At 70.7% G+C, this 19,871-nt stretch carries 22 protein-coding genes; 10 read left to right on the top strand and 12 right to left on the bottom strand.

What is annotated here, in order from left to right; genetic code table 11:
• Positions 1 to 60 precede the first annotated feature (60 nt).
• Positions 61 to 777 carry a response regulator transcription factor gene (locus LH62_RS19925; RefSeq protein ID WP_043363773.1) on the bottom strand — a complete coding sequence of 239 codons (717 nt, stop codon included), beginning with the start codon at positions 775 to 777 and terminating at the stop codon, positions 61 to 63.
• A gap of 226 nt (positions 778 to 1,003) precedes the next feature.
• Positions 1,004 to 1,336: a DUF1491 family protein gene (locus LH62_RS19920; RefSeq protein ID WP_043366237.1), complete on the bottom strand. Its 333-nt coding sequence runs from the start codon at positions 1,334 to 1,336 to the stop codon at positions 1,004 to 1,006.
• Between the two features lie 120 nt (positions 1,337 to 1,456).
• Here LH62_RS19920 and LH62_RS19915 point away from each other — a divergent pair, with 120 nt between their 5' ends.
• Positions 1,457 to 1,654 carry a hypothetical protein gene (locus LH62_RS19915; RefSeq protein ID WP_043363772.1) on the top strand — a complete coding sequence of 66 codons (198 nt, stop codon included), beginning with the start codon at positions 1,457 to 1,459 and terminating at the stop codon, positions 1,652 to 1,654.
• Here LH62_RS19915 and LH62_RS19910 read toward each other — a convergent pair.
• The gene (locus LH62_RS19910; RefSeq protein ID WP_043363771.1) at positions 1,651 to 2,190 is read right to left on the bottom strand and encodes a cytochrome b; all 540 of its coding nucleotides are present in this window, start codon (positions 2,188 to 2,190) and stop codon (positions 1,651 to 1,653) included. The genes LH62_RS19915 and LH62_RS19910 overlap by 4 nt on opposite strands.
• A gap of 102 nt (positions 2,191 to 2,292) precedes the next feature.
• Between LH62_RS19910 and LH62_RS19905 the strand changes: the two genes are divergently transcribed.
• Positions 2,293 to 3,141, top strand: coding sequence for a hypothetical protein (locus tag LH62_RS19905; protein WP_236552583.1), 849 nt, complete (start codon positions 2,293 to 2,295; stop codon positions 3,139 to 3,141).
• Here LH62_RS19905 and LH62_RS19900 read toward each other — a convergent pair.
• From LH62_RS19900 to LH62_RS19880, 5 genes are read right to left on the bottom strand one after another with little or no spacing between them, the layout of a single operon-like run.
• The gene (locus tag LH62_RS19900; protein ID WP_043363770.1) at positions 3,131 to 3,967 is read right to left on the bottom strand and encodes a VOC family protein; all 837 of its coding nucleotides are present in this window, start codon (positions 3,965 to 3,967) and stop codon (positions 3,131 to 3,133) included. The genes LH62_RS19905 and LH62_RS19900 overlap by 11 nt on opposite strands.
• Position 3,968: 1 nt before the next feature.
• Positions 3,969 to 4,964: a ketopantoate reductase family protein gene (locus LH62_RS19895; protein ID WP_043363768.1), complete on the bottom strand. Its 996-nt coding sequence runs from the start codon at positions 4,962 to 4,964 to the stop codon at positions 3,969 to 3,971.
• Complete coding sequence (locus LH62_RS19890) at positions 4,961 to 5,953, bottom strand: ketopantoate reductase family protein (RefSeq protein ID WP_043363767.1); 993 nt, start codon at positions 5,951 to 5,953, stop codon at positions 4,961 to 4,963. The genes LH62_RS19895 and LH62_RS19890 overlap by 4 nt, the downstream gene beginning before the upstream one ends.
• Positions 5,950 to 6,723 carry a creatininase family protein gene (locus LH62_RS19885; RefSeq protein WP_052214730.1) on the bottom strand — a complete coding sequence of 258 codons (774 nt, stop codon included), beginning with the start codon at positions 6,721 to 6,723 and terminating at the stop codon, positions 5,950 to 5,952. The genes LH62_RS19890 and LH62_RS19885 overlap by 4 nt, the downstream gene beginning before the upstream one ends.
• Positions 6,720 to 7,907 (bottom strand): M20 family metallopeptidase, encoded by a 1,188-nt coding sequence (locus LH62_RS19880; RefSeq protein ID WP_052214729.1) that lies wholly within the window; start codon positions 7,905 to 7,907, stop codon positions 6,720 to 6,722. Before LH62_RS19880 ends, LH62_RS19885 begins: the two co-directional genes overlap by 4 nt.
• A gap of 167 nt (positions 7,908 to 8,074) precedes the next feature.
• On the opposite strand from LH62_RS19880, the gene LH62_RS19875 reads away from it, so the two are divergent.
• From LH62_RS19875 to LH62_RS19855, 5 genes are all read left to right on the top strand, one after another.
• Positions 8,075 to 9,046, top strand: a complete 972-nt coding sequence (locus LH62_RS19875) for a tripartite tricarboxylate transporter substrate binding protein (protein ID WP_043363766.1) — start codon at positions 8,075 to 8,077, stop codon at positions 9,044 to 9,046.
• Positions 9,047 to 9,176: 130 nt separating this feature from the next.
• Positions 9,177 to 9,782 carry a tripartite tricarboxylate transporter TctB family protein gene (locus tag LH62_RS19870; RefSeq protein WP_043363765.1) on the top strand — a complete coding sequence of 202 codons (606 nt, stop codon included), beginning with the start codon at positions 9,177 to 9,179 and terminating at the stop codon, positions 9,780 to 9,782.
• A 31-nt stretch (positions 9,783 to 9,813) separates the two neighbouring features.
• The gene (locus tag LH62_RS19865; RefSeq protein ID WP_043363763.1) at positions 9,814 to 11,313 is read left to right on the top strand and encodes a tripartite tricarboxylate transporter permease; all 1,500 of its coding nucleotides are present in this window, start codon (positions 9,814 to 9,816) and stop codon (positions 11,311 to 11,313) included.
• A gap of 109 nt (positions 11,314 to 11,422) precedes the next feature.
• Positions 11,423 to 12,181 carry an SDR family NAD(P)-dependent oxidoreductase gene (locus LH62_RS19860; protein ID WP_043363762.1) on the top strand — a complete coding sequence of 253 codons (759 nt, stop codon included), beginning with the start codon at positions 11,423 to 11,425 and terminating at the stop codon, positions 12,179 to 12,181.
• Positions 12,182 to 12,198: 17 nt separating this feature from the next.
• The gene (locus tag LH62_RS19855; protein WP_043363761.1) at positions 12,199 to 12,513 is read left to right on the top strand and encodes an antibiotic biosynthesis monooxygenase; all 315 of its coding nucleotides are present in this window, start codon (positions 12,199 to 12,201) and stop codon (positions 12,511 to 12,513) included.
• A 100-nt stretch (positions 12,514 to 12,613) separates the two neighbouring features.
• Here LH62_RS19855 and LH62_RS19850 read toward each other — a convergent pair whose 3' ends face one another.
• Positions 12,614 to 13,564 carry a S1C family serine protease gene (locus tag LH62_RS19850; protein WP_052214728.1) on the bottom strand — a complete coding sequence of 317 codons (951 nt, stop codon included), beginning with the start codon at positions 13,562 to 13,564 and terminating at the stop codon, positions 12,614 to 12,616.
• A 69-nt stretch (positions 13,565 to 13,633) separates the two neighbouring features.
• On the opposite strand from LH62_RS19850, the gene LH62_RS19845 reads away from it, so the two are divergent.
• The gene (locus LH62_RS19845) at positions 13,634 to 15,316 is read left to right on the top strand and encodes a Na+/H+ antiporter (protein ID WP_052214727.1); all 1,683 of its coding nucleotides are present in this window, start codon (positions 13,634 to 13,636) and stop codon (positions 15,314 to 15,316) included.
• A 79-nt stretch (positions 15,317 to 15,395) separates the two neighbouring features.
• Here LH62_RS19845 and LH62_RS19840 read toward each other — a convergent pair whose 3' ends face one another.
• Positions 15,396 to 16,340 carry a metallophosphoesterase gene (locus tag LH62_RS19840; RefSeq protein ID WP_082012676.1) on the bottom strand — a complete coding sequence of 315 codons (945 nt, stop codon included), beginning with the start codon at positions 16,338 to 16,340 and terminating at the stop codon, positions 15,396 to 15,398.
• A 200-nt stretch (positions 16,341 to 16,540) separates the two neighbouring features.
• On the opposite strand from LH62_RS19840, the gene LH62_RS19835 reads away from it, so the two are divergent.
• Positions 16,541 to 17,521 carry an SDR family NAD(P)-dependent oxidoreductase gene (locus LH62_RS19835; RefSeq protein WP_201445552.1) on the top strand — a complete coding sequence of 327 codons (981 nt, stop codon included), beginning with the start codon at positions 16,541 to 16,543 and terminating at the stop codon, positions 17,519 to 17,521.
• 2 nt (positions 17,522 to 17,523) lie between these two features.
• Here the strand turns inward: LH62_RS19835 and LH62_RS19830 are convergent, their stop codons facing one another.
• The gene (locus tag LH62_RS19830) at positions 17,524 to 18,189 is read right to left on the bottom strand and encodes a DNA-3-methyladenine glycosylase (protein ID WP_144404680.1); all 666 of its coding nucleotides are present in this window, start codon (positions 18,187 to 18,189) and stop codon (positions 17,524 to 17,526) included.
• A 74-nt stretch (positions 18,190 to 18,263) separates the two neighbouring features.
• On the opposite strand from LH62_RS19830, the gene LH62_RS19825 reads away from it, so the two are divergent.
• Complete coding sequence (locus LH62_RS19825) at positions 18,264 to 18,659, top strand: gamma-glutamylcyclotransferase family protein (protein WP_043363759.1); 396 nt, start codon at positions 18,264 to 18,266, stop codon at positions 18,657 to 18,659.
• A 1-nt stretch (position 18,660) separates the two neighbouring features.
• Here the strand turns inward: LH62_RS19825 and LH62_RS19820 are convergent, their stop codons facing one another.
• Positions 18,661 to 19,794: a M20/M25/M40 family metallo-hydrolase gene (locus LH62_RS19820; protein WP_043363757.1), complete on the bottom strand. Its 1,134-nt coding sequence runs from the start codon at positions 19,792 to 19,794 to the stop codon at positions 18,661 to 18,663.
• Between the last annotated feature and the right edge of the window lie 77 nt (positions 19,795 to 19,871).

Here is a 19,871-nt window from a genome sequence, read left to right as displayed (position 1 = left end):
TTTGCCCGGTTAGCAATAGGTTAGTCCTGCTTCTTCATGTCAGCGCGCACCGAGACCGCCCTAGGTAGGCGGGTTACCGGCCACCGGGTCGAGCTTGTAGCCGCCGGCCTCGGTCAGCAGAAGGCGGGTCTGGGAGGGGTCGGGCTCGATCTTTTGGCGCAGCCGGTAGATATGGGTCTCGAGCGTGTGGGTCGTCACCGCGCTGTTGTAGCCCCAAACCTCGTTCAGCAGGATCTGCCGCGGCACGGGCTTGCCGCCTGCCCGGTAGAGGAATTTCAGGATCGCGCCTTCCTTGTCGGTCAGCCGGATCTTGCGGTTGCGTGCCGGCTCCATCAGCAGCTTGGCGCTCGGCCGGAACAGGTAGGGGCCGATGGTGAAGACGGCGTCCTCCGAATTGTCGAAGACGCGCAGCTGGGCACGAACCCGGGCCAGCAGCTCCGGCAGGCGGAAGGGCTTGGCGATGTAGTCGTTGGCGCCGGCATCCAACCCGCGCACCACATCCGCCTCGGCATCGGCGCCGGTCAGCATGATGATCGGCATCTGCCGCCCCTCGCGGCGGAGCTTGGCGCAGAAATCGCGGCCATCGGCATCGGGCAGGCCGATATCGAGCAGGATGGCATCATAGCGGGCATTGGCATTGGCGAGCTTGGCCTCCGCCTCGCCCGCACTCTCGGCCTCGTCGGCCGCGAAATCGCCATCCATGGCGAGCTGCTCGACCAGGGTGGAACGCAGGGCAGCATCGTCCTCGACGATCAAAATCGGGCGGGGCGTCGCCATTGGACCTCCGGGAAAAAGACATCGCCAATTCGCCATGCCGGACGCAATTGGCGACCAAGCCTCAGCGATTGAAACCACAAAGCGAAACTTCGCATCTCACGGATGCGTCTGAAAGGCTAACTTTATTGCGACATAGGTTCGACCTGTTGAGAGCAGGCGGACGTTCCCTTTAAGGGGTAATGAACAGTGCCATGCAACGTGTTGATTTTGCAAAAAATCTCAACGGTCAGATAAGCTTGCCCTCAAAGGGTGGCACCAGATCCGGTGCGTCGAACTCCACAACCCATAAATCCGGGTCGCGTTTCACTTGCCGTTCGACATAGGCATCGGCGACCGAATCTTCGACCGGCACAGGTCCCGTGCCCCGGAGCCAAGCTTGGCGGCCTTCCGCATCGCGCACCTGACTGAGCACGACCAGCCCCTCCCGCCCGCGCAGCACGCAGAGGATGCCGCCCGAATCCGGGTCGCCCTTGCGCAGCACCGCGCCGCTGCGGCCGCCGATATCGGCGAGCCGCAGTGCCATGGAGACCCAAATACCAGCCTTCACGCGCGCTTCCATGGTCCGCATAGGCCCGGATGCGGGCGCCTCCGGCAAGCCCCTGCTTGCCGATCGGCGCGACCTCCGCCACATCTCCCGCAGTCAGGGCCAGTGTGGGGTTGGACCGTGGATCAGCGGAAGATGACCGAGGGCCAGCGCGCCTATGAGGCGAAGCGGGCGGCAAAGGCGGGAATGAGCCTGGAGAAGTGGCTGGCGCTCAAGGCAAAGGAAGCCGAGGCGGAGCGCATTGTCGCAGCCAAGGCGTTGGACACGGTACAGCCAGCGAAGAAGGCCGGCTTTTTCAGCCGGTTGATGGAGCGGGCTCAGAAGCCGCTTTAGGCAGGACCTCCGACCATCCGCTGCAGGATGCCGTCGCGGCGGATGGCCTGGTGGAAGATAACCCCGCCGAGATGTAGAGCAAGCAGCGCCACGATCGCATAGCCGCCGATCCGGTGCGCGGTCTGCACAACGCCGGCGAGCGCCTCGTTCGCCTCCATGAATTTCGGAAGGTCGATGATGCCGAGGAAGGCGCTGTCGCCGCGCAGCGGGAAGCCCCAGGCATTGGTGGCGATGAAACCGAGGACCGGCTGCAGGATCAGCAAGGCGTAAAGCGCATGGTGAACGGCGGCCGCCGCCCGGCGCAGCGGCCGCGGCACCTGGTCCGGCAGCGGCGGCGGCGGGTAGCGCAGCCGCCAGGCCAGCCGGGCGAGGACGACCAGCAGGATGATCAGCCCAGCAGATTCATGAACGGTGTAGAAGGCGGTCTTCGCATCTTCCTTGATGTAGCTGATGACGAAGCCGGCCGGCCAGGCAAGGGCCAGCAGCGCCACGGTGATCCAATGGAACCACTTCGATCCGGTGCTGTACTCCTGCATGATCCGCCCTCCCCTGGCCTGATCGCTGCCCATGCCGACTGGAGCATCGATCCGCGCAAGCGCTGGATATCAGTGGCCGAGCGCGAAGGAGAAGGCTGGCGCATGGCGGCGCCGCGGCCGGTCGGGCCGCTGGAGGGGCTGGTCGAAGGGCTGATCGGGCCGGGGCGGGCAGTGGCGCTGGGGCTCGACCTGCCGCTCGGCCTACCGCGCGCCTATGCGGCAGAGCGGGCCGAGGCGGATTTTCCCCAATTCCTGCGCGGGTTGGCGGCGCGTCCTGCTTTCTTCGAGGTGAGCGCCGGGCTGGAGACGGTCTCGCCGGAGCGGCCCTTCTACCCAGCGCGCGGGATCAAGGGGATGACCCGGGCGGCGCATGCGGCGGCGCTCGGCTTCAGTGGGCCTGAGGGGCTGTCGCGCTGGTGTGACCGGGCGACGGCGGAGCGGCCGGCGGGGGCGCCGGTCTTCTGGACGCTGGGGGCGAACCAGTCGGGCAAGGCGGCGATCGGTGCCTGGCGGGATTGGCTGGTGCCGGCGCTCGGCGCAGGGATGCCGGTACGACTCTGGCCCTTCGAGGGCGGCCTGCTGGAGTTGCTGGCGCCCGGACGGGCGGTGCTGGCCGAGGTCTACCCGGCCGAGGCGCTGCGGCAATGCGGGCTTCGCCTCGCCGGCAGCAAGCGGACGCAGGGGTCGCGGCGCGCCCTGGCCCCCGCCCTGTTCGCCGTGCTGGCGGCTCGGCGGGTGGTGGCGGATCCGGCGCTTGCGGCTGCCATCGCCGACGGGTTCGGGGCGGATGCGGCGGGGGAGGACCGGTTCGACTCGGTGATCGGCCTGCTTGGGATGATCGGCGTGCTGGACGGGGCACGGCCGGACTTCATCCCCGACGACCCCTGGATCCGGCGCTGGGAGGGCTGGGTGCTGGGGCAGACGGCGCTGCCCCGCGGCCTCACGCCATGAAGTCGAGCGTCGTGTTCATGGCCTCACGGGCCGGGATGCGGAGCAGGCCTGGCGCCTCGGTGAAAGGCACGTCGTTGATGCGGAGCGCCGAGGCGGTTTCCTCCCGCGAGCGGACACGGAGCCCGAGCAGCGCCATGTGGTCGCCGCGCCCGGCCGGGTCCGGCGCCGCCGCGCCCAATTCGGCGGCGACGGCGGCATGGGGGGCGGCCTCCACCACCGCCTTGCCGGATTGGAGTATGGCGCGGCCATCTGGCCCCGTGCTCACCGCATCGGCGCCGAACATGCGGCGGAAGAGGGCCGCCTGACGCTCCGGGTCCCGCACCGAGAGCAGGATGCGGGCGACGCCGAGGGCGCCGTTCGGGTGGGACTGCCATTCCGGGCGCCAGACATGCTCCGGCGTCAGGTGCTCGCACCAGTAGAGGCGCCCGTCGAAGGCGGCGGCGCGGTCGAGGCGGGCGGTGCGAAATTTGGCGTCCTGCCGGCTGCCGTCCGGCAGGTCGGCAGGACGGTGGAAGGACTGGACGGGCCCGATCGGCACGCCGCGGGCCTGCTGGGCGGCGGCCAGCGCCTCGGCGTTCCCGGTGCGGAAGACGAGGCCGTTCAGCCCGACCGGATAGGGCGCGATATCGGGACGGAGGGTGCCGCCGGGCACATCGGTGCCGAGCAGTTCCAGGTAGTCGCGGCCGAGGATCGCCAGGTGGTTGGCGGAGCCGAGGCTGTGCTTGCCCATCGGCGTGAGCTGAAAGCCTAGGCGGCGCCAGGCCTCGGCGCCCTCCGCCATGCGGTCGCGGACATCGATGACGATGTGGTCGATGAGGTTGTCCATCTCACCCCTCCCGGCGATAGAGACCGGCGGCTTCGGCGGCCTGGGCGGCCTGGGCGGCGAGCGCCACCATCAGGGCGAGCATCGGCGCCGGCACGCCGCGCTCCCGTGCGAGGCGGAGCGGCGCCTGGAACAGCGCATCCACCTCCATCGGCCGGCCCGCCTCGAGGTCCTGCAGGATGGAGGGCTTGTGCGGGATGTCGGCCGAAAGGTTGATCCGCTCCTCCGCCGCGCCGCCGACCGGGTGCCCCATGGCGGCGGCGATGGCGAGGCCCTCCTTCACCACCTCCACCGCTGCGGCGCGGACGGTGGCGTCGCGGAAGGTCTCCTGCATGTTGCGTCGGCTGAGGATGCAGAAGGGGCCGTTGGAGAGGTTGTTCAGCAGCTTGGCCCAAACATCGGTGCGGATGTCCTCGGCGACGCTGCACGGCAGGCCGCCCTGCTTGAAGGCGCCGGCCAGCGCCATGGCGCGGGGGCTGCGGGAGCCGTCCGGCTCGCCGAGGATCAGTTTGCTCGACTTGCTGGTGACCTCGATGACGCCGGGCTCCGGCACGGAGCAGGCGGAATAGACCACGCCGCCGATGGCCCGCGCCGGGCCGACGGCATTCCAGACCACGTCGCCCGGATCGGCCTCGGGCACGCGCCGGCCCTCCTCCGGCCCGCCATGGTGGGCGAAGTACCACCAGGGGATGCCGTTGGTGACGAAGGCGACCGGCGTCTCCGGCCCGAGCAGCGGGGCGATGGCGCGGGCGACGCCGGCCAGGGCCGGAACCTTGGTGCAGACGACGACGGCATCCTGCGGGCCGAGCTCGGCCGGATCGGCGGCGGCCTTCGGACGGCATTCGATGGCACCGTCCGGCAGGCGGACGGTCAGGCCGCGCTCGCGGATGGCGGCGAGCTGGGCGCCGCGGGCGACGACCGAGACTTCGGCGCCGCCCTTGGCCAATCTGCCGGCCAGATGCCCGCCGATTGCGCCGGGCCCATAGATGCAGATCCTCATGCGGCGTCCTCGGTGGGGGTGTAGAGGCCGGCGGCGATGGCGGCGCGGGTCGCCAGCGCCACCATCACGGCAAGAGTCGGCACGGCGAGGCCGGCCTCGCGGGCGATCCGCAGCGGGGCCTGGAGCATCGCCTCCACCTCCATCATCCGCCCGGCCTCGAGGTCCTGCAGGATGGAGGGCTTGTGACGGAGCTTCGCCGAACGGGCGATACGAGCGGCGGGTGCATCGCCGGAGATGGGCCAGCCTTCGGCGGCGGCGATGGCGGTGACCTCTTCGGCCATGCGGATCGCCGTCTCGCGCGTCTCGGCGCTCAGCAGCGTATCCTGCATGCAGGAGCGCGTCAGGATGCAGAGCGGGCCGCTGACGAGGTTGCCGAGCAGCTTCTGCCAGACCGCCTGGCGGATGTCGGGCACCACCGGCGAGGGCAGACCGCCGGCGGCGATGGCGGCGGAGAGGGCCTGGGCGCGGGCCGAGATGCGGCCATCGACCTCGCCGAGGATGACGCGGCCGTCGCTGGTCTCGACCTCGACCACGCCGGGCTCGATGACCTCGCAGGCGGAGTAGACGACGCCGCCGATGGTGCGGGGGATGCCCACCGCCCGGCGAAGCGCGCCTCCCGGGTCGAGCGCCGGCAGGGGCTGTCCGTCCCGTGCCGTCGCGTCATTGTACCACCAGGGGATGCCGTTCATGACGAAGGCGACCGGCGTCTCCGGCCCGAGCAGCGGGGCGATGGCGGCGGCGACGCTCGGCAGGGCCGGCGCCTTGGTGGTGACGATCACCGCATCCTGCGGGCCGAGCGCGGCCGGGTCGGCGCTGGCGCGGGGGCGGCAATGCATTGTGCCGTCCGGGGCGTGGACGGTGAGGCCACGCTCGCTGATTGCCGCGAGATTGGCGCCGCGGGCGACCACCGAGACCTCGGCGCCGCCCTTGGCCAGCCGTGCGGCGACATGGCCGCCGATGGCGCCGGCGCCGAAGACGCAGACCTTCACGCCGTAGCCTCCTTGAGGGCGGCGGCGGCGGCGATGCCGGCCTCGACCAGCCGGTTCACGATCCGCGCGCCATGCTCGGCATTGCCGGGGCGGCTGTCGGCGCAGGCGACGCCACCGGGGGCGACCTCCTCCACCTCGGTCGGCACCGAGACTTCGACGCCAGCGAGGCGGATCGTGCCGAAATTGGCGATGGGCTGGCCAAGGGCGCTGCCGGCCGGCTCGCGGGCGCGGGCCCGCTCCGGGTGACAGAGATCGGGGCGGAGATGAAGTGCTGTGGACCAGACCGGGTCGCCGCCATGGCCGAGGCTCTCCGGCTTGCCGCCAAGCTCGGCATGGAGGCTGCCCGCGATCCGCCAGAGATGCAGGGCGGGGATTACCACCCCATGCCGGCGCCGGAGCCCGCGCGCCGCGGCATCGACCGGGGCGATGGAGCCGGCATGGCCGTTGAGGATGAGGATGCGCCGGCAGCCGGTGCGGATCAGGTTGCCGCAGACCTCCTCCACCACCGCCTGCAGCAGGCCGGGCGTGAGGACGACGCCGCCCGGCACCATGCCGAAATAGTCCTCGCCGCCGAAGGGGATGGCAGGCAGGACGAGGGAGCCGGTGCCGGCGGCGATGCGGTCGGCCAGCGCCTCGGCCAGCAGGTAGTCACCCATCGGCGCCTGCGGGCCATGCGTCTCCAGGCTGCCCATGGGGAGGATGGCGCAGGCCCCCTGCCCCAGCCGCTCGGCGACCTCCGGCCAGGTCAGCTCGGCGATACGATTGGTCATGCGAGCATGTCGAGCGCGATGCGGGTCAGCGCCTGGGCGCCGAGGCCGATGCAGCGCTCGTCCGGCTGGTAGCGGTCATTGTGCAGATGGTCGTGCCGGCCGGGCGCGCCGCTGCCGATGCGGAGCTGGAAGGCGGGGACGCGCTCGGCGAATTCGGCGAAGTCCTCGGCGCCCATGCTCGGGCGGCCCTCCACCACGACGTCGCCGAACTGACGGCGGACCGCGGCGATGGCCGGATCGAGCACGCTGTCGGCATTGACGAGCGGCGGCACGCCACGGCGGTAGCTCAACGTGCACTCGACGCGGTGCATGGCCTCGAGCCCGGTGGCGAGGCGCTTCAGCCCGGCCTCCGCCACGTCGCGGGCGGCATGGTGCAGGGTGCGGACGGTGCCGCGCAGCTCCACCGTTTCCGGAATGATGTTGGGCGCGGTGCCGCCATGGATCATGCCGATGGTGACGACGCCGGGCATCAGCGGGTCGAGCTCGCGGCTGACGACGGTCTGCGCCTGTGCGATGAAGGCGCCGGCGGCGACGATAGGATCGACGGCCTTGTCGGGATGGGCGGCGTGGCCCGACTTGCCGCGGATGACGAGGTCGAAGCGGTCGGCGGCGGCGAGCGTCGAGCCGCGGCAATAGCCGAACTGCCCGGCCGGCATGTCGGGATGGTTGTGGAAGCCGAGCGCTATGTCGACGCCCTCCAGTACGCCGTCCTTCACCATGGCGGCAGCGCCGCCGAGCGCCTCCTCGGCCGGCTGGAAGACGAGGAGGACGCGGCCGGCGAGTTGCGGCGCGAGATCCTTCAACACCTCCGCGGCGCCGAGCAGCGTCGTCGTGTGGATGTCATGGCCGCAGGCATGCATCTTCCCGTCCACCGTGCTGGCGAAGGGCAGGCCAGTCATCTCATGGATCGGCAGGGCGTCCATGTCGGCGCGGATCGCCAGCGTCGGGCCCGGGCGGCCCCCTTCGATCACGCCGACAACTCCGGTGCGGCCGATGCCGGTTCGATGCGCGATGCCCATGCGGGAAAGTTCCGCGGCGACGATGCCGCTGGTGCGCACCTCTTCGAAGGCGAGTTCGGGATGGGCGTGGATGTCGCGCCGGATCTCGATCAGCCGCGGCTCCAGCGCCGCGACCGCCTCCCGGATCGCGGTCTCGGGATCGTTGGGGCGGGGTGAGGCGGCCATGGCGAAGATCCTGTCGGGAAAGGCGTGCGGCGAGGATCGGGGCAAAGCGGCGCTGCCGCAAGCCGTGGCGAGGGATTTTGCCGCGGTGCAGCACGGGATGGGCGGCTTGCCCGCCATCCGCTCGTCATGCGATACGCAGCGCGATCCAAAGGGAGGAGACGCCCGGGATGCTGCCGCGCCGAGCCTGGCTCGCCGGTGGCGCCGTCATTGCGGCGCTGCCCGCGATCACGCGTGCCGAGACCCCGTGGCCGGCACAGCCGATCCGCCTCGTCGTGCCCTTCGCCCCGGGCGGAACCACCGACCTTGCCGCGCGGCTGGTGGCCCAGGGGTTGGGTGCCCGGCTCGGCCAGCCGGTGATCGTCGAGAACAAGCCAGGGGCGGGATCGACGCTCGGTGCCGCCCAGGTGGCGCAGGCGGCGCCGGATGGGCTCACCCTCGTCGTCTCCAACATCGCCAGCCATGCCATCGCGCCCTCGCTCTATCGCGACCTGCGCTACCATCCCTTGCGCGACTTCACCCATGTCGCCCTGCTGATCGAGACGCCCTCGGTCTTCGTCGCCAACCCGCAGTTCGCGCCGCGCGGCCTCGGCGAGGTGGTACGGCTGTCGCGGGAGCAGCCAAGGGGACTCGATGTCGCCTCCTCCGGCTCGGGTTCATCCAACCATCTCCTGATTGTGCAATTCGGCCAGGTGACGGGCGCGCGGGTGAACCATGTGCCCTATCGCGGCGCCGGCCCGGCCATGACGGATGTCATCGCGGACGTGGTGCCGATGATGTCGGACAGCCTGCCGAGCGCCTCCGGCCATCTCCGTGGCGGCGCGGTGCGCGGCATGGCGGTGGCGTCGGCGGCGCGGCATCCGGGCTTCCCGGCACTGCCGACTTTCCGCGAGCAGGGCGTCGATCTCGTCAGCAATTCCTGGTTCGGCATCTCCGGCCCGGCTGGCCTGCCGCCGGCGGTGATCGGGAGGCTGAACCGGGAGATCAATGCCGTGCTGGCGGAGCCGGCCACGCAGCGGCGCTTCGCCGAGCTTGGCGGTCTCGTCAGCCCGCTTTCGCCTGCCGCCTACGCGGAGTTCATCGCCGGGGAGGTGGCGCGATGGGCGCCGATCGTGCAGGCATCCGGCGCCAAGGTGGAGTAGCAGGCCAGGCCGGGGAATTCGGGAACGCCCCGGCTTGACCGGAGGCGCTCCATGGGGTTGTCGTTGCACGATTAAGATTGGGGAAATGCCGGGTCCTCCCGGCAAGCTGGGAGCCGAGAAGGGTCGCCGCATGAAAATCAATGCCAAGGATGTTGCCTCGGGCGCATTCCTCATCCTGCTTGCCGCGATCGGCCTTTGGCTGAACATGGACCATACGCTCGGCACCGCCCGGCGCATGGGACCCGGCTACATGCCCATGCTGGTCTTCTGGGTGCAGCTTGGCCTCGGCGCGCTGGTGCTGGTGCTCGGCTTCTTCAGCGGGCCGGATCCGATGGAGCGCTGGAAGGGCATCGACTGGACGATGCTCATCGCCTCGATCGTCGTCGGCACCCTGGTCTGGCAGATCTCGCCGATGTTCGGCGAGTTCTTCTCCAGCACCTACAACGGCATCGGCCTTGGGATGCTCGTCGGCTTCCTGGTGATCTGCTACGCCGTCGGCTGGCGGCTGCTCGGCTTCATCTGCGCCGCGATGTGCATCTTCGCCCTGCTGCTGGAGAAGGGCGGGCTGATGCTGGCAGTCGCCGCGACGATCCTCATCTCCGCCATGGCCGAGCCCGAGCACCGCTCGCGGCCGCTCGGCGTGTTGGGGCTGATGATCTTCCTGCTGGCCATGTGCTGGTGGATCTTCATCAAGCAGCTCGATATCCGCGTGGCCGTCTGGCCCATGCAGTACTGACGCGACGCCGGGATAGGGAAACGCAACGGCCATGGATATCATTGGCAACCTGGCGCACGGCTTTGCCGTGGCGTTCAGCTTCCAGAACCTTCTCTTCGCGCTGATCGGCGCGCTGATCGGCACCGCCATCGGCGTGCTGCCGGGCATCGGTCCGGTCGCCACCATCTCGCTGCTGCTGCCGATCACCTTCGGCCAGCCGGCGACAACCGCCATCATCATGCTCGCGGGCATCTACTACGGCGCGCAGTATGGCGGCTCCACCACCGCCATCCTGCTGAACCTGCCGGGCGAGATCAGCTCGGTCGTGACGACGCTCGAAGGCTACAAGATGGCCCGCAACGGGCGGGCGGGGGCGGCTCTCGCCACCTCGGCGCTCGGCTCCTTCTTCGCCGGATCGGTCGCAACGGTCGTCGTCGCCGCTTCCGGGCCGCTGCTGACCAGCATCGCGCTGTCCTTCGGTCCCGCCGACTACTTCTCGCTCATGCTGCTGGGCCTCATCATCTCGGCCGTGCTGGCGCAGGGCTCGATCATCAAGTCGATCGGCATGGTGGTGCTCGGCGTGGCGCTCGGTCTGGTCGGCACCGACGTGCAAACGGGCCAGCAGCGCTTCACCTTCGGCATTCCCGAACTCTCCGACGGCATCAGCTTCGTCGCGCTCGCCATGGGCATGTTCGGCATCGCCGAGATCGTCCTGAACCTCGAGCGTCCCGAGGCCCGCAGCGTCCTCAAGACCAAGGTGGACAGCCTTTGGCTGACCAAGGAGGAATGGAAGCGCGCCACCCCCTCCGTCCTGCGCGGCACCGTGGTGGGTTCGATCCTCGGCATCCTGCCGGGCGGCGGCGCCTCGCTCGCTTCCTTCGGCTCCTACATGATGGAGCGGAAGATGTCGAAGGGCCGGCACCTGTTCGGCCAGGGCGCAATCGAGGGCGTGGCGGGGCCGGAAGCGGCCAACAACGCCGCGGCGCAGACCAGCTTCATCCCGCTGCTGACGCTCGGCATCCCGGCGAATGCCGTGATGGCGCTCATGGTGGGCGCGCTGATCATCCAGGGCATCCAGCCGGGCCCGCGCATGGTGGAGGCCCAGCCGGACCTCTTCTGGGGCCTCATCGCCTCCATGTGGATCGGCAATGTGATGCTGCTGATCATCAACCTGCCGATGATCGGCATGTGGGTGAAGCTGTTGCAGGTGCCCTACAAGTTCCTCTACCCGGCGATCCTGGTCTTCTGCTGCATCGGCTCCTACAGCGTGAACAACAACGTCTTCGACGTCTACTCGACGGTGGTGTTCGCGGTGCTGGGCTACATGTTCAACAAGCTGAAGATGGAGCCGGCGCCGCTGCTGATCGGCTTCGTGCTCGGGCCGATGATGGAGGAGCACCTGCGCCGCGCCATGCTGCTCTCGCGCGGCGACATCACCGTCTTCATCGAGCGGCCGATCAGCGCCAGCATGCTGGCGATCGCTGCCGTCGCGCTGCTGGCGATGATGCTGCCCAACCTGCGCAAGGGGAAGGAAGCCGCGCTCAGCGGCTGAGCTCCCTGCCCTCACCCGGCTGCAGGGCCGCCCCGGGATGCCGGGGCGGCCTTTTCTTTTGCGCAGCCGCGACGCAGGCTGACACCGGACGGGCCTGGAGGATGCACGGATGGATCTGCAGTTGGTCGGGCGGGTCGCGCTCGTCACCGGCGCCTCGGCGGGGCTCGGGCGCTGCATCGCCACCATGCTGGCGAAGGAGGGATGCCGGCTTGCCATCCTGGCGCGGCGGCGGACGCTGCTGGAGAGCCTCGCCGCCGAAATGCCCGCGACGGCGGAGCCACTCGTCATCGTCGAGGACGTGACCGACCCGGCGGCGGCGCCACGCATCCGCGATGCGGTGCTCGGGCGCTTCGGGCACTGCGATATCCTGGTCAACAACGCCGGGGGCAGCCGGCCGCAGCCGGCGGGGGAGCTTGGCGAGGAGGCGGTGTGGCAGGAGGCGATGGAGCTCAACTTCCACGCGGCGCGGCGCCTCACCCATGCGCTGGTGCCGGCCATGCAGGCGGCCGGCTTCGGGCGGATCATCAACCTCACCGGGCAGGACGAGCCGCACAACGTGAACCCGGCCAATGCGCCGAACGGCGCCACGCATATCTGGGCCAAGGCGCTGTCGCGGCAGGTCGGGCGGGACGGGATCACGGTGAATTCCATCCCGCCCGGCCGCCTCCGCTCGGAGCAGATCGACCTGCGCGTGATGCCGACGGAGGAATCCCGACGTGCCTGGGCGGAGCGGGAGGTGCCGGCGGGCTATATCGGCCAGCCGGAGGACCTAGCGGTGCTCGCCGTCTTCCTCGCCTCGCCGCTGGCGCGCTACATCACAGGGCAGGTCATCCATGTGGATGGCGGCACGCGGCGTTTCAGCCACTGAGTAAGGGAACGAGGCCGATGTTCATCGCCATGAACCGCTTCCGCGTCATGCCGGGCGCCGAGGCGGATTTCGAGGAGCTCTGGCTTTCGCGCGATTCGAAGCTCAGCACCGTGCCGGGCTTCGTGGAATTCCGGCTGCTGCGCGGGCCCCGGAAGGAGGACCACACGCTCTACGCCTCGCATACCATCTGGGCGAGCCGGGACGCCTTCGAGGATTGGACGAAGTCCGAGGCCTTCCGCATGGCACACCGCAGTGCGGGCGGGACGCGGCCGCTCTATCTCGGCCATCCGGAATTCGAGGGGTTCGAGCCGATCCAGACGCTGAAGGGCTAGAGCGGTTTCCGTTCGCACCGGCTCACGGAGCCCGCTCCAGACCATTGTCTTGGCCAGCAAATTACTCCGATCAGATGATTCCATCCGATCGGAGTTTGCTCTAGCCGCCGCGCTCGTCGGGCACGAGGCGGAGGCGGCGTGGGTCGCCGCGGCGGAGGATCAGCACCTCCGCCGGCTCGCCGACACGCTCGGCGGTGAGCCAGCGCAGCAGCGCATCGATGCCGGTTACGGCCTGGCCGCCGATGCGGAGGATGAGGTCGCCGGGCACGAGGCCGGCGCGGGCGGCAGGACCGTCGGGCTGAAGGGCGGTGACGAGGACGCCGGTGTCCTGCTCGATCCCTGCGGCGCGGGCCAAGCGGCGGGGGACGGCCTCGCGCTGGCCGGTCAGGCCGAGGCTGGCGCGGCGCACGCGGCCGAAACGTACCAACTCGCCCAGCACGAGCTGCGCCGTGTTGGCGGCAACGGCGAAGCAGAGGCCCTGCGCGCCGGCGATGATCGCCGTGTTGATGCCGATCACCCGACCCGCGCTGTCCACCAGGGCGCCGCCGGAGTTGCCGGGGTTCAGCGCGGCATCGGTCTGCACCAGATCCTCGATGGGACGGCCGCCGCGGCCGGCGAGGCTGCGGCCTAGGGCGCTCACCACCCCGGCCGTCACCGTCGAGGAGAAGCCGAGCGGGTTGCCGATGGCGATCGCCAGCTGTCCGACGCGGAGGGCCGCGGAATCGCCGAGCTCGGCTGTGGGGAGCGCCGCCGGGGCCTCGGCGCGGAGCAGGGCGAGGTCGGTGTCGCGGTCCTCGCCGAGCAGCCGGGCGGGCATTGGGCGGCCCTCGGCGGTGGTCACCTGCACTGCCTCGGCACCGGCGACGACATGGGCATTGGTCAGCACCAGCCCGTCGGGCGAGACGATGACGCCGGAGCCGGTGCCCTGCCCGCGCCGGCCGCGCACCTCAACATGCAGCACGGCGGGGCCGGCGCGCTCCACCGCCGCGGTCACGGCACGGGAATAGGCATCGAGCAGGTGGGAGTCCGGGGGCGGCAGGGAGTCGAGCATGGTTTCGGGGAGATGGGAGGCCGGGCGGCCCTCTCGCAACCGGGCCGATCGGGCGGGTAGAAGCAGGATATGGACCTCGTCGAACTGCTTCTTGCCCTGATCGGTGCCTGCATCGGCTTCGCGCTGCTCGCACGTCGCCTGAACCTGCCCTATGCCGTCATCCTCGTCCTGGGCGGGATGGTGCTGGCGCTCATCCCCGCCGTGCCGGAGCTGCGGCTGGACCCGAACCTTGCGCTCGCCTTCTTCCTGCCGCCGCTGCTGCAGGTGAGCGCCTACCGGACGGATTGGCGGGCCTTCCGCAGCAATCTGGGGCCGATCCTGCTGCTGGCGGTGGGGGCGGTGATCTTCACCGCCTTCCTGATCGGCGCGGTGGCGCGCTGGCTGGTGCCGGAGCTGCCCTGGGCGGCGGCCCTCGCCCTGGGCGCCATCGTCGCGCCGCCCGATGCGGTGGCCGCCGGCGCCGTGCTGCAAAGGCTGCGGTTGCCGCGGCGCATCGTCACCGTGCTCGAGGGGGAAAGCCTCATCAACGATGCCTCCTCCCTGGTGCTCTACAAGCTCGCGGTCGCCGCGGCCCTGGCGAGCGGCACGCTGGGCGCGGCGAGCGGGGTGGGCAGCTTCCTCGTGCTTGGCCTTGGCGGGATCGTGGTGGGCTGGCTGGTGGGCCGCGCCGCGCTCTGGGTGCTGCCCCGGCTCGACGACACCATGCTGGAGACGACGACGGGCTTCCTTGCCGCCTATGCCTCCTACCTGGCGGGCGAGGCGCTGCACGTCTCGGGCGTCATGGCGGTGGTGACGACGGGCCTGGCCTTTGGCCGGGCGCAGCACACCCTCTTCAGCTACAACTCGCGCGTGACGACGGGCGTGGTCTGGCGCTTCGTCGAATTCATCCTGAATAGCCTGGTCTTCCTGCTGATCGGCCTCCAGCTCAACCATGTGCTGGAGCGGATCGCCGGCCGCGGAATCCTGAGCCTCGCCGGCATTGCCGGAGGCGTCGCGCTGGCGCTGATCGCAGGGCGCTTCCTGTGGGTGTTCCTCGCGAGCTGGCTGCCGCGGCGCATCCCCGCCCTGCGGCGGCGGAACCCGATGCCGGATTGGCGGCACATCACGATCATCGGCTGGGCGGGGATGCGAGGCGTGGTCAGCCTCGCTGCGGCGCTGGCCCTGCCGATGGACTTTCCCGAGCGCGACCTGATCGTCTTCCTCGCCTTCACCGCCATCCTGGCGACGCTGGTGCTGCAGGGAACGACGTTGGAATGGGTAATCCAGCGCCTTGGCGTGACGCTGCCGCCGCATCCGAACGGCATCAATCCGGAGGAGGCGGAAGGGCGGCGGCTGATCGCCGTGGCGGCGCTGGCCGAGATCGAGAGGCGCATGGAAGACCCGCTGGAGGGCGCGATCGCCGCCGACCTGGTGCACGAGTTCCGTGACCGGGCGGGGCATCTCCACCGCACAGCGACGAACCAGGGGGCGGCGGTCGCCGAACGGACGGCACGGCGTCGCATCCGTCTGGCGGCGCTGGAGGCCTCGCGGCAGCAGCTCCTAGCGCATTACCAGGCCGGGCATCTCGACGAGGAAGGGCTGGTGAAGCTGGAGCAGGAGCTCGACCTCGAGGAGCTTCGGGTGCGGCAGGTGCTGGGCGACGACCGGACCGAAGGTCAGAAGCGGGAGGATGCCAAGCGCCGGAAGGCGATGGAAGCGGCTGCGGCCGAGGACGGCGCCGCCGTGGCCGGCACAGTGGTGGCCCGGGCCTGAGCCCTGCGGGGGAAGCAGCGGATGAGGGCCGGCGGGGCGGATGCCTGCGCCGCCCCCTGCCGCGCCGGTCCGGCTGGCTTCAGGCCAGTTCGACCAGCGTGACTTCCGGCGGCATCCCGAGCCGGATCGGCAGCGCCGAATTGCCGATTCCGCCGGAGACAACCAGGTGCCGCCCCTCCTCCTCCACCGCGCCATAGGCATAGCGGTTGCCGTAGCGGCTCGGGACCAGCGGCGAATAGCCCCGGAGCCGCACCTGCCCGCCATGGGTATGGCCCGAGAGCGTCACCCCCACCTGCTCGGGCACGCTCGGGAAGATGTCGGGCTCATGCGCCAGCAGGATGCTCGGCGCGCCATCGGGGATGCCGGCGAGCGTCCCTTCCAGGTCGTGCGCGCCATGGATGGCGCCGCCGCGCCGATAGGCCCACTGGCTGCCGAGGCCCGCCAGCCACACATCCCGTCCGCAATGGACGAGCCGGCGGAGTTCATTGTGCATGACGGGCAGCCCGGCCGCGGCGAAGGCTTCCGCCGCCTCGGGCAGCGGCCGCAGGCCGGCCTGGGCCGCCGGGCACTCCCACCAGTCATGGTTGCCGAGCACGGCATGCACCCCGAGTGGAGCATGCAGCCCGGCCAGGATCTCCGCCACCTGCCGCATGGTCGGGCGTTCGGCGATGAAGCGCCCATCCGCCAGATAATCCCCCAACAGGACCACGAGATCCGGCCGCAGTGAATTCGCCATGCCGACCGCGCGCGCCAGGTGCTCGACCGGGGTCTGCGGCCCGCCGGCATGAGGGTCGGCGATGATGACGATGGAGAGCGGCAGGTCCCGCGGCCAATTCGGCGGGGCCAGGCGGTAGCGCACCAACTCCAGCCGCGGCTCATGCGCCCCGCCGCGGCGATGGGCGCCGAGCCAGCCGAGCAGCCGGCGCCGGCCAGGCCGCCGCGTCGGCGCCGTGCGCGCCAGGGCCTCCGGCCGGGACTCCGCGCCGGCCGGGAGGCCGGCAAAGGCTGCCACTTCCGTCGTCATTCCTGGTCCTGTCCAAACCCCGCGCCGCGCGGGCAGCCCCTAATCTAGGCTCTCGCGCCTTGCTGAAAAGCGAAGCCGCGGCTCCGGCGCTCGAATGGCATGGGATGGCCGCCCTGAAAAGCACCATTCGCCCTCACGAGCCGGGAACGGCCGCCCGCGGGGCCGGTTGAGGCCGCAGTCCAGCCAAAGGTCCGGCCACCGTGTCCAGACCACTCGTCGTGCTCCTCGTCCTTCTCCTCGCCGCCTGCGCCACCCAACCGGGCCGCGAGGAGATCGTCAACCGCACCTATGTCGTCACCGGCGCCTCCAGCGGCTTCGGCCGCGGCGTCGCCACGCGCGTCGGCGCGCAGGGCGCGAATGTCGTCCTCGCCGCCCGCCGCGCCGCGGTGCTGGAGGAGGTGGCCGGCGAGATCCGTGCCGCCGGCGGCCAAGCCCTCGTCGTCCCGACCGATGTCAGCCAGCCCGACCAGGTCGAGGCCCTGGCCGCGGCGGCCGTGTCCCGCTTCGGCCGCATCGACGTCTGGGTGAACAACGCCGCCGTCGCCTCCATCGGCCGCTTCGAGGAGATTCCCGTCGAGGACCATGCCCGCGTCATCGACGTGAACCTGAAGGGCGTCATCTACGGCAGCCATGCCGCGCTCCGCCGCTTCCGCGCCCAGGGCGGCGGCACGCTGGTGAACATCGCCTCCGTCGAGGGCCGCGTGCCGCTCGCCTACCACGCGAGCTACAGCGCGACGAAGCACGCCGTCATCGGCCTCGGCAACGCTCTGAATCAGGAACTCCGCCTCGCCGGCGTGCGTGATCGCATCGCCGTCTCGACCGTGCTGCCCTGGGCGGTGGACACGCCCTTCTGGCAGCATGCCGGCAATTACAGCGGCCGCACGCCGCGCATGGTGCTGATGGACGGGCCGGACCAGGTGGTCGATGCCATCATCCGCACCTCCGTCCACCCGACGAGCGAGCTGGCCGTCGGCTGGAAGGCGAAGGGCGCCGTGCTCGGCGAGCGCATCTGGCCCGGCCTTGCCGAGCGCATCGCCGGCAATGTTGTCCACCGCGCCCAGATGGAAAGCGGCGCACCCGCCCCGCCGACCACCGGCTCGCTCTACGCCCCGGTCATGGAAGGCACCGGCGTCGCCGGCAATGCCCGCGCGCGGATGGCGCGGGAGGATGCCGCCCGTTGAGCCTATTGCGGCTTGAAGACGGTCCGCTTCGCCGCATCCGCCGCGCGCCAGAGATACCAGGCGGCGACGCTCCGCCAGGGCTTCCAGGCCTCGCCGACCGCCGCCAGCTCTTTCGGCTTCGGCTGCGCCTCCAGCCCGGCGGCCACCTTCCACCCCTCGCGCACGCCGAAATCATCGACCGGCAGCACGTCGGGACGTCCAAGCGTGAAGATCAGCAGCATCTCCACCGTCCAGCGCCCGACGCCGCGGATGGCAACCAGCCGCTCGATCAGCACCGCGTCGTCGTAGCGGGCGCAGGCCTCGCGCGTCGGCACCAGCCCGCCCGTCGCCTTCTCGGCAATGTCGCGGATCGCCGCGACCTTGGAGCCGGAGAAGCCGCAGCCCCGCATCGCCTCCACCTCCATCGCCAGGATCGCCTCCGGCGGCGGGAAGCCATGCGCCGGGTGCAGCGCCAGCAGCCGGCCGAGGATCGCCTCCGCCGCCCGGCCATGCACCTGCTGGTGGGCGATGGCGCGGACCAGCGCCTCATAGGGCTCGCGCGTCACCGGCTCGAGCGTGCAGGGACCGATCTGCTTGATGACCTTCTTCAGCACCGGGTCGCGCTTCAGCGCGCGCTCGGCGCGGGACCAGTCGGGGCGTTCGGTCTGCTTCGGGCTGTCGCCGGCCATGTCGCTCATCGCCCGGGTTGTATCGCGCGGGGCGACCCTTGCGCCATGCCGCCCGCGCCTGGGATGCTTCATCCATGCCCGAACTCTACGCCGCCTATGGCAGCAACCTCTCCCACGCGCAGATGCAATCCCGCTGCCCCGGCGCCGTTGTCGCCGGCGCCGTGCTGCTGCCCGGCTGGCGGCTGGTGCTGCGGAAATTCGCGCTCATCGAGCCCAACCCGGCGAGCGCCTGCCCCATCGGCCTCTGGCAGGTGACGGAAGAGCACATGGCAAGCCTCGACCGCTACGAGGGCCCGCACACCTATGAGCGCGTCCGCCTCGCCCTGCCCGATGGGGGCGAGGCCTGGATCTATCACGAGCTCGCCTTCCGCCCCGGCCCGCCCTCCGCCGAATACGTGGCGCGGCTGCGCCAGGGTTACCGGGACTTCGGCTTCGACCCAGCGCCGCTGGAGGCGGCGTTGGCCGCCTGACTCACACCACCTGCAGCAGCCCCGCCAGCAGCTTCGCCCGCGGCACCAGGCTGTCGAGCAGCAGGTGCTCCTCCAGCGTATGCCCGCCCGCGCCCTGTACCCCGAGCCCGTCGAGCGTCGGGATGCCCATCGTCCCGGTGAAATTGCCGTCCGAGCCGCCACCCGCGCTTTGCGAGCTGATGTCGAAGCCCATGCTCTGCGCGATCCGCCGCGCCGTGCCGAAGAGCTCCATCCCCCGCGCATCCGGCTCCCAGACCGGCCGCGTCACGCCGCGCCGGACCTCGAGCTGCACATCGTTCCCCGTCGGCCGCAGCGCCAGCATGGTCTCGACGGCGCGGTCGAGATCCTCCTGCCGCTTGGCCATGGAGAGGCTCTCCGCGTCGCAATGCGTCGCCACGCAGTTCACCCACTGCCCACCGTGGATCACGCCGACCGAATAGGTCACGTCGTCATTCGTCAGCGCCTCGATCGCCACCACTTGGCGGCACATCTCGCGGATGGCGCTGCGCCCATCGGCGAGCCGCGCCCCGGCATGGCTCGGCCGCCCGGTGGCACGCAGGTTGAAGCGGGCAATGGCGTAGCGCCCGGTGACGACGCCGCCATCCGGCCGCGCCGGCTCCGGCACCAGCACCACGGCATGGCGCGCCGCCTCCGCCTCGATCAGGTCACGCGTCGAAGGCGAGCCGATCTCCTCGTCGCTGGTCAGCAGCACCGTTACCGGCCGGCTGGTGGCGATGCCGGCGCGGATGAGCTGGCGGATGGCCTCGAGAGCGATCCAGTTGCCGCCCTTCATGTCGTAGACCCCGGGCCCATAGACCCGGTTGCCCTCGACCCGCCAGGGCAGCGGCTCCAGCGTGCCGACGGGGTGGACGGTGTCCATGTGGCCCATCACCAGCACGCCCGGCATGGCCGGATTCGGGTGCGGGAAGGTGGCGCGGACGCAGGGCCCATAGCCCATCCGGCCGGGGATGGTCTCGATCCGCGCGCCCATCAGCGCCAGGTCGCGGGCTGCGATCTCCATCACCCGCGCGACGGCAGCGGCGTCGAAGGTTGGGCTCTCGCATTCCACCCAAGCACGGAGGCCGGGCAGCATCGCCTCGGCATCGAAGGGCAGGTCGAGGACTGGCTGGTCCATGCGGCATCTCCGGGTTGCTGGGGTGGAGCCTGTATCCGCCGCTCCCATCCGGCAATGGCATCCTTGCGCGGCCGCGC

Origin of the sequence: Belnapia sp. F-4-1 (assembly GCF_000802185.1) — a bacterium.
GTDB lineage: Bacteria > Pseudomonadota > Alphaproteobacteria > Acetobacterales > Acetobacteraceae > Belnapia.
Note: the sequence above shows the minus strand (reverse complement) of the source record. Positions and strands in the feature narration are given on the sequence as shown.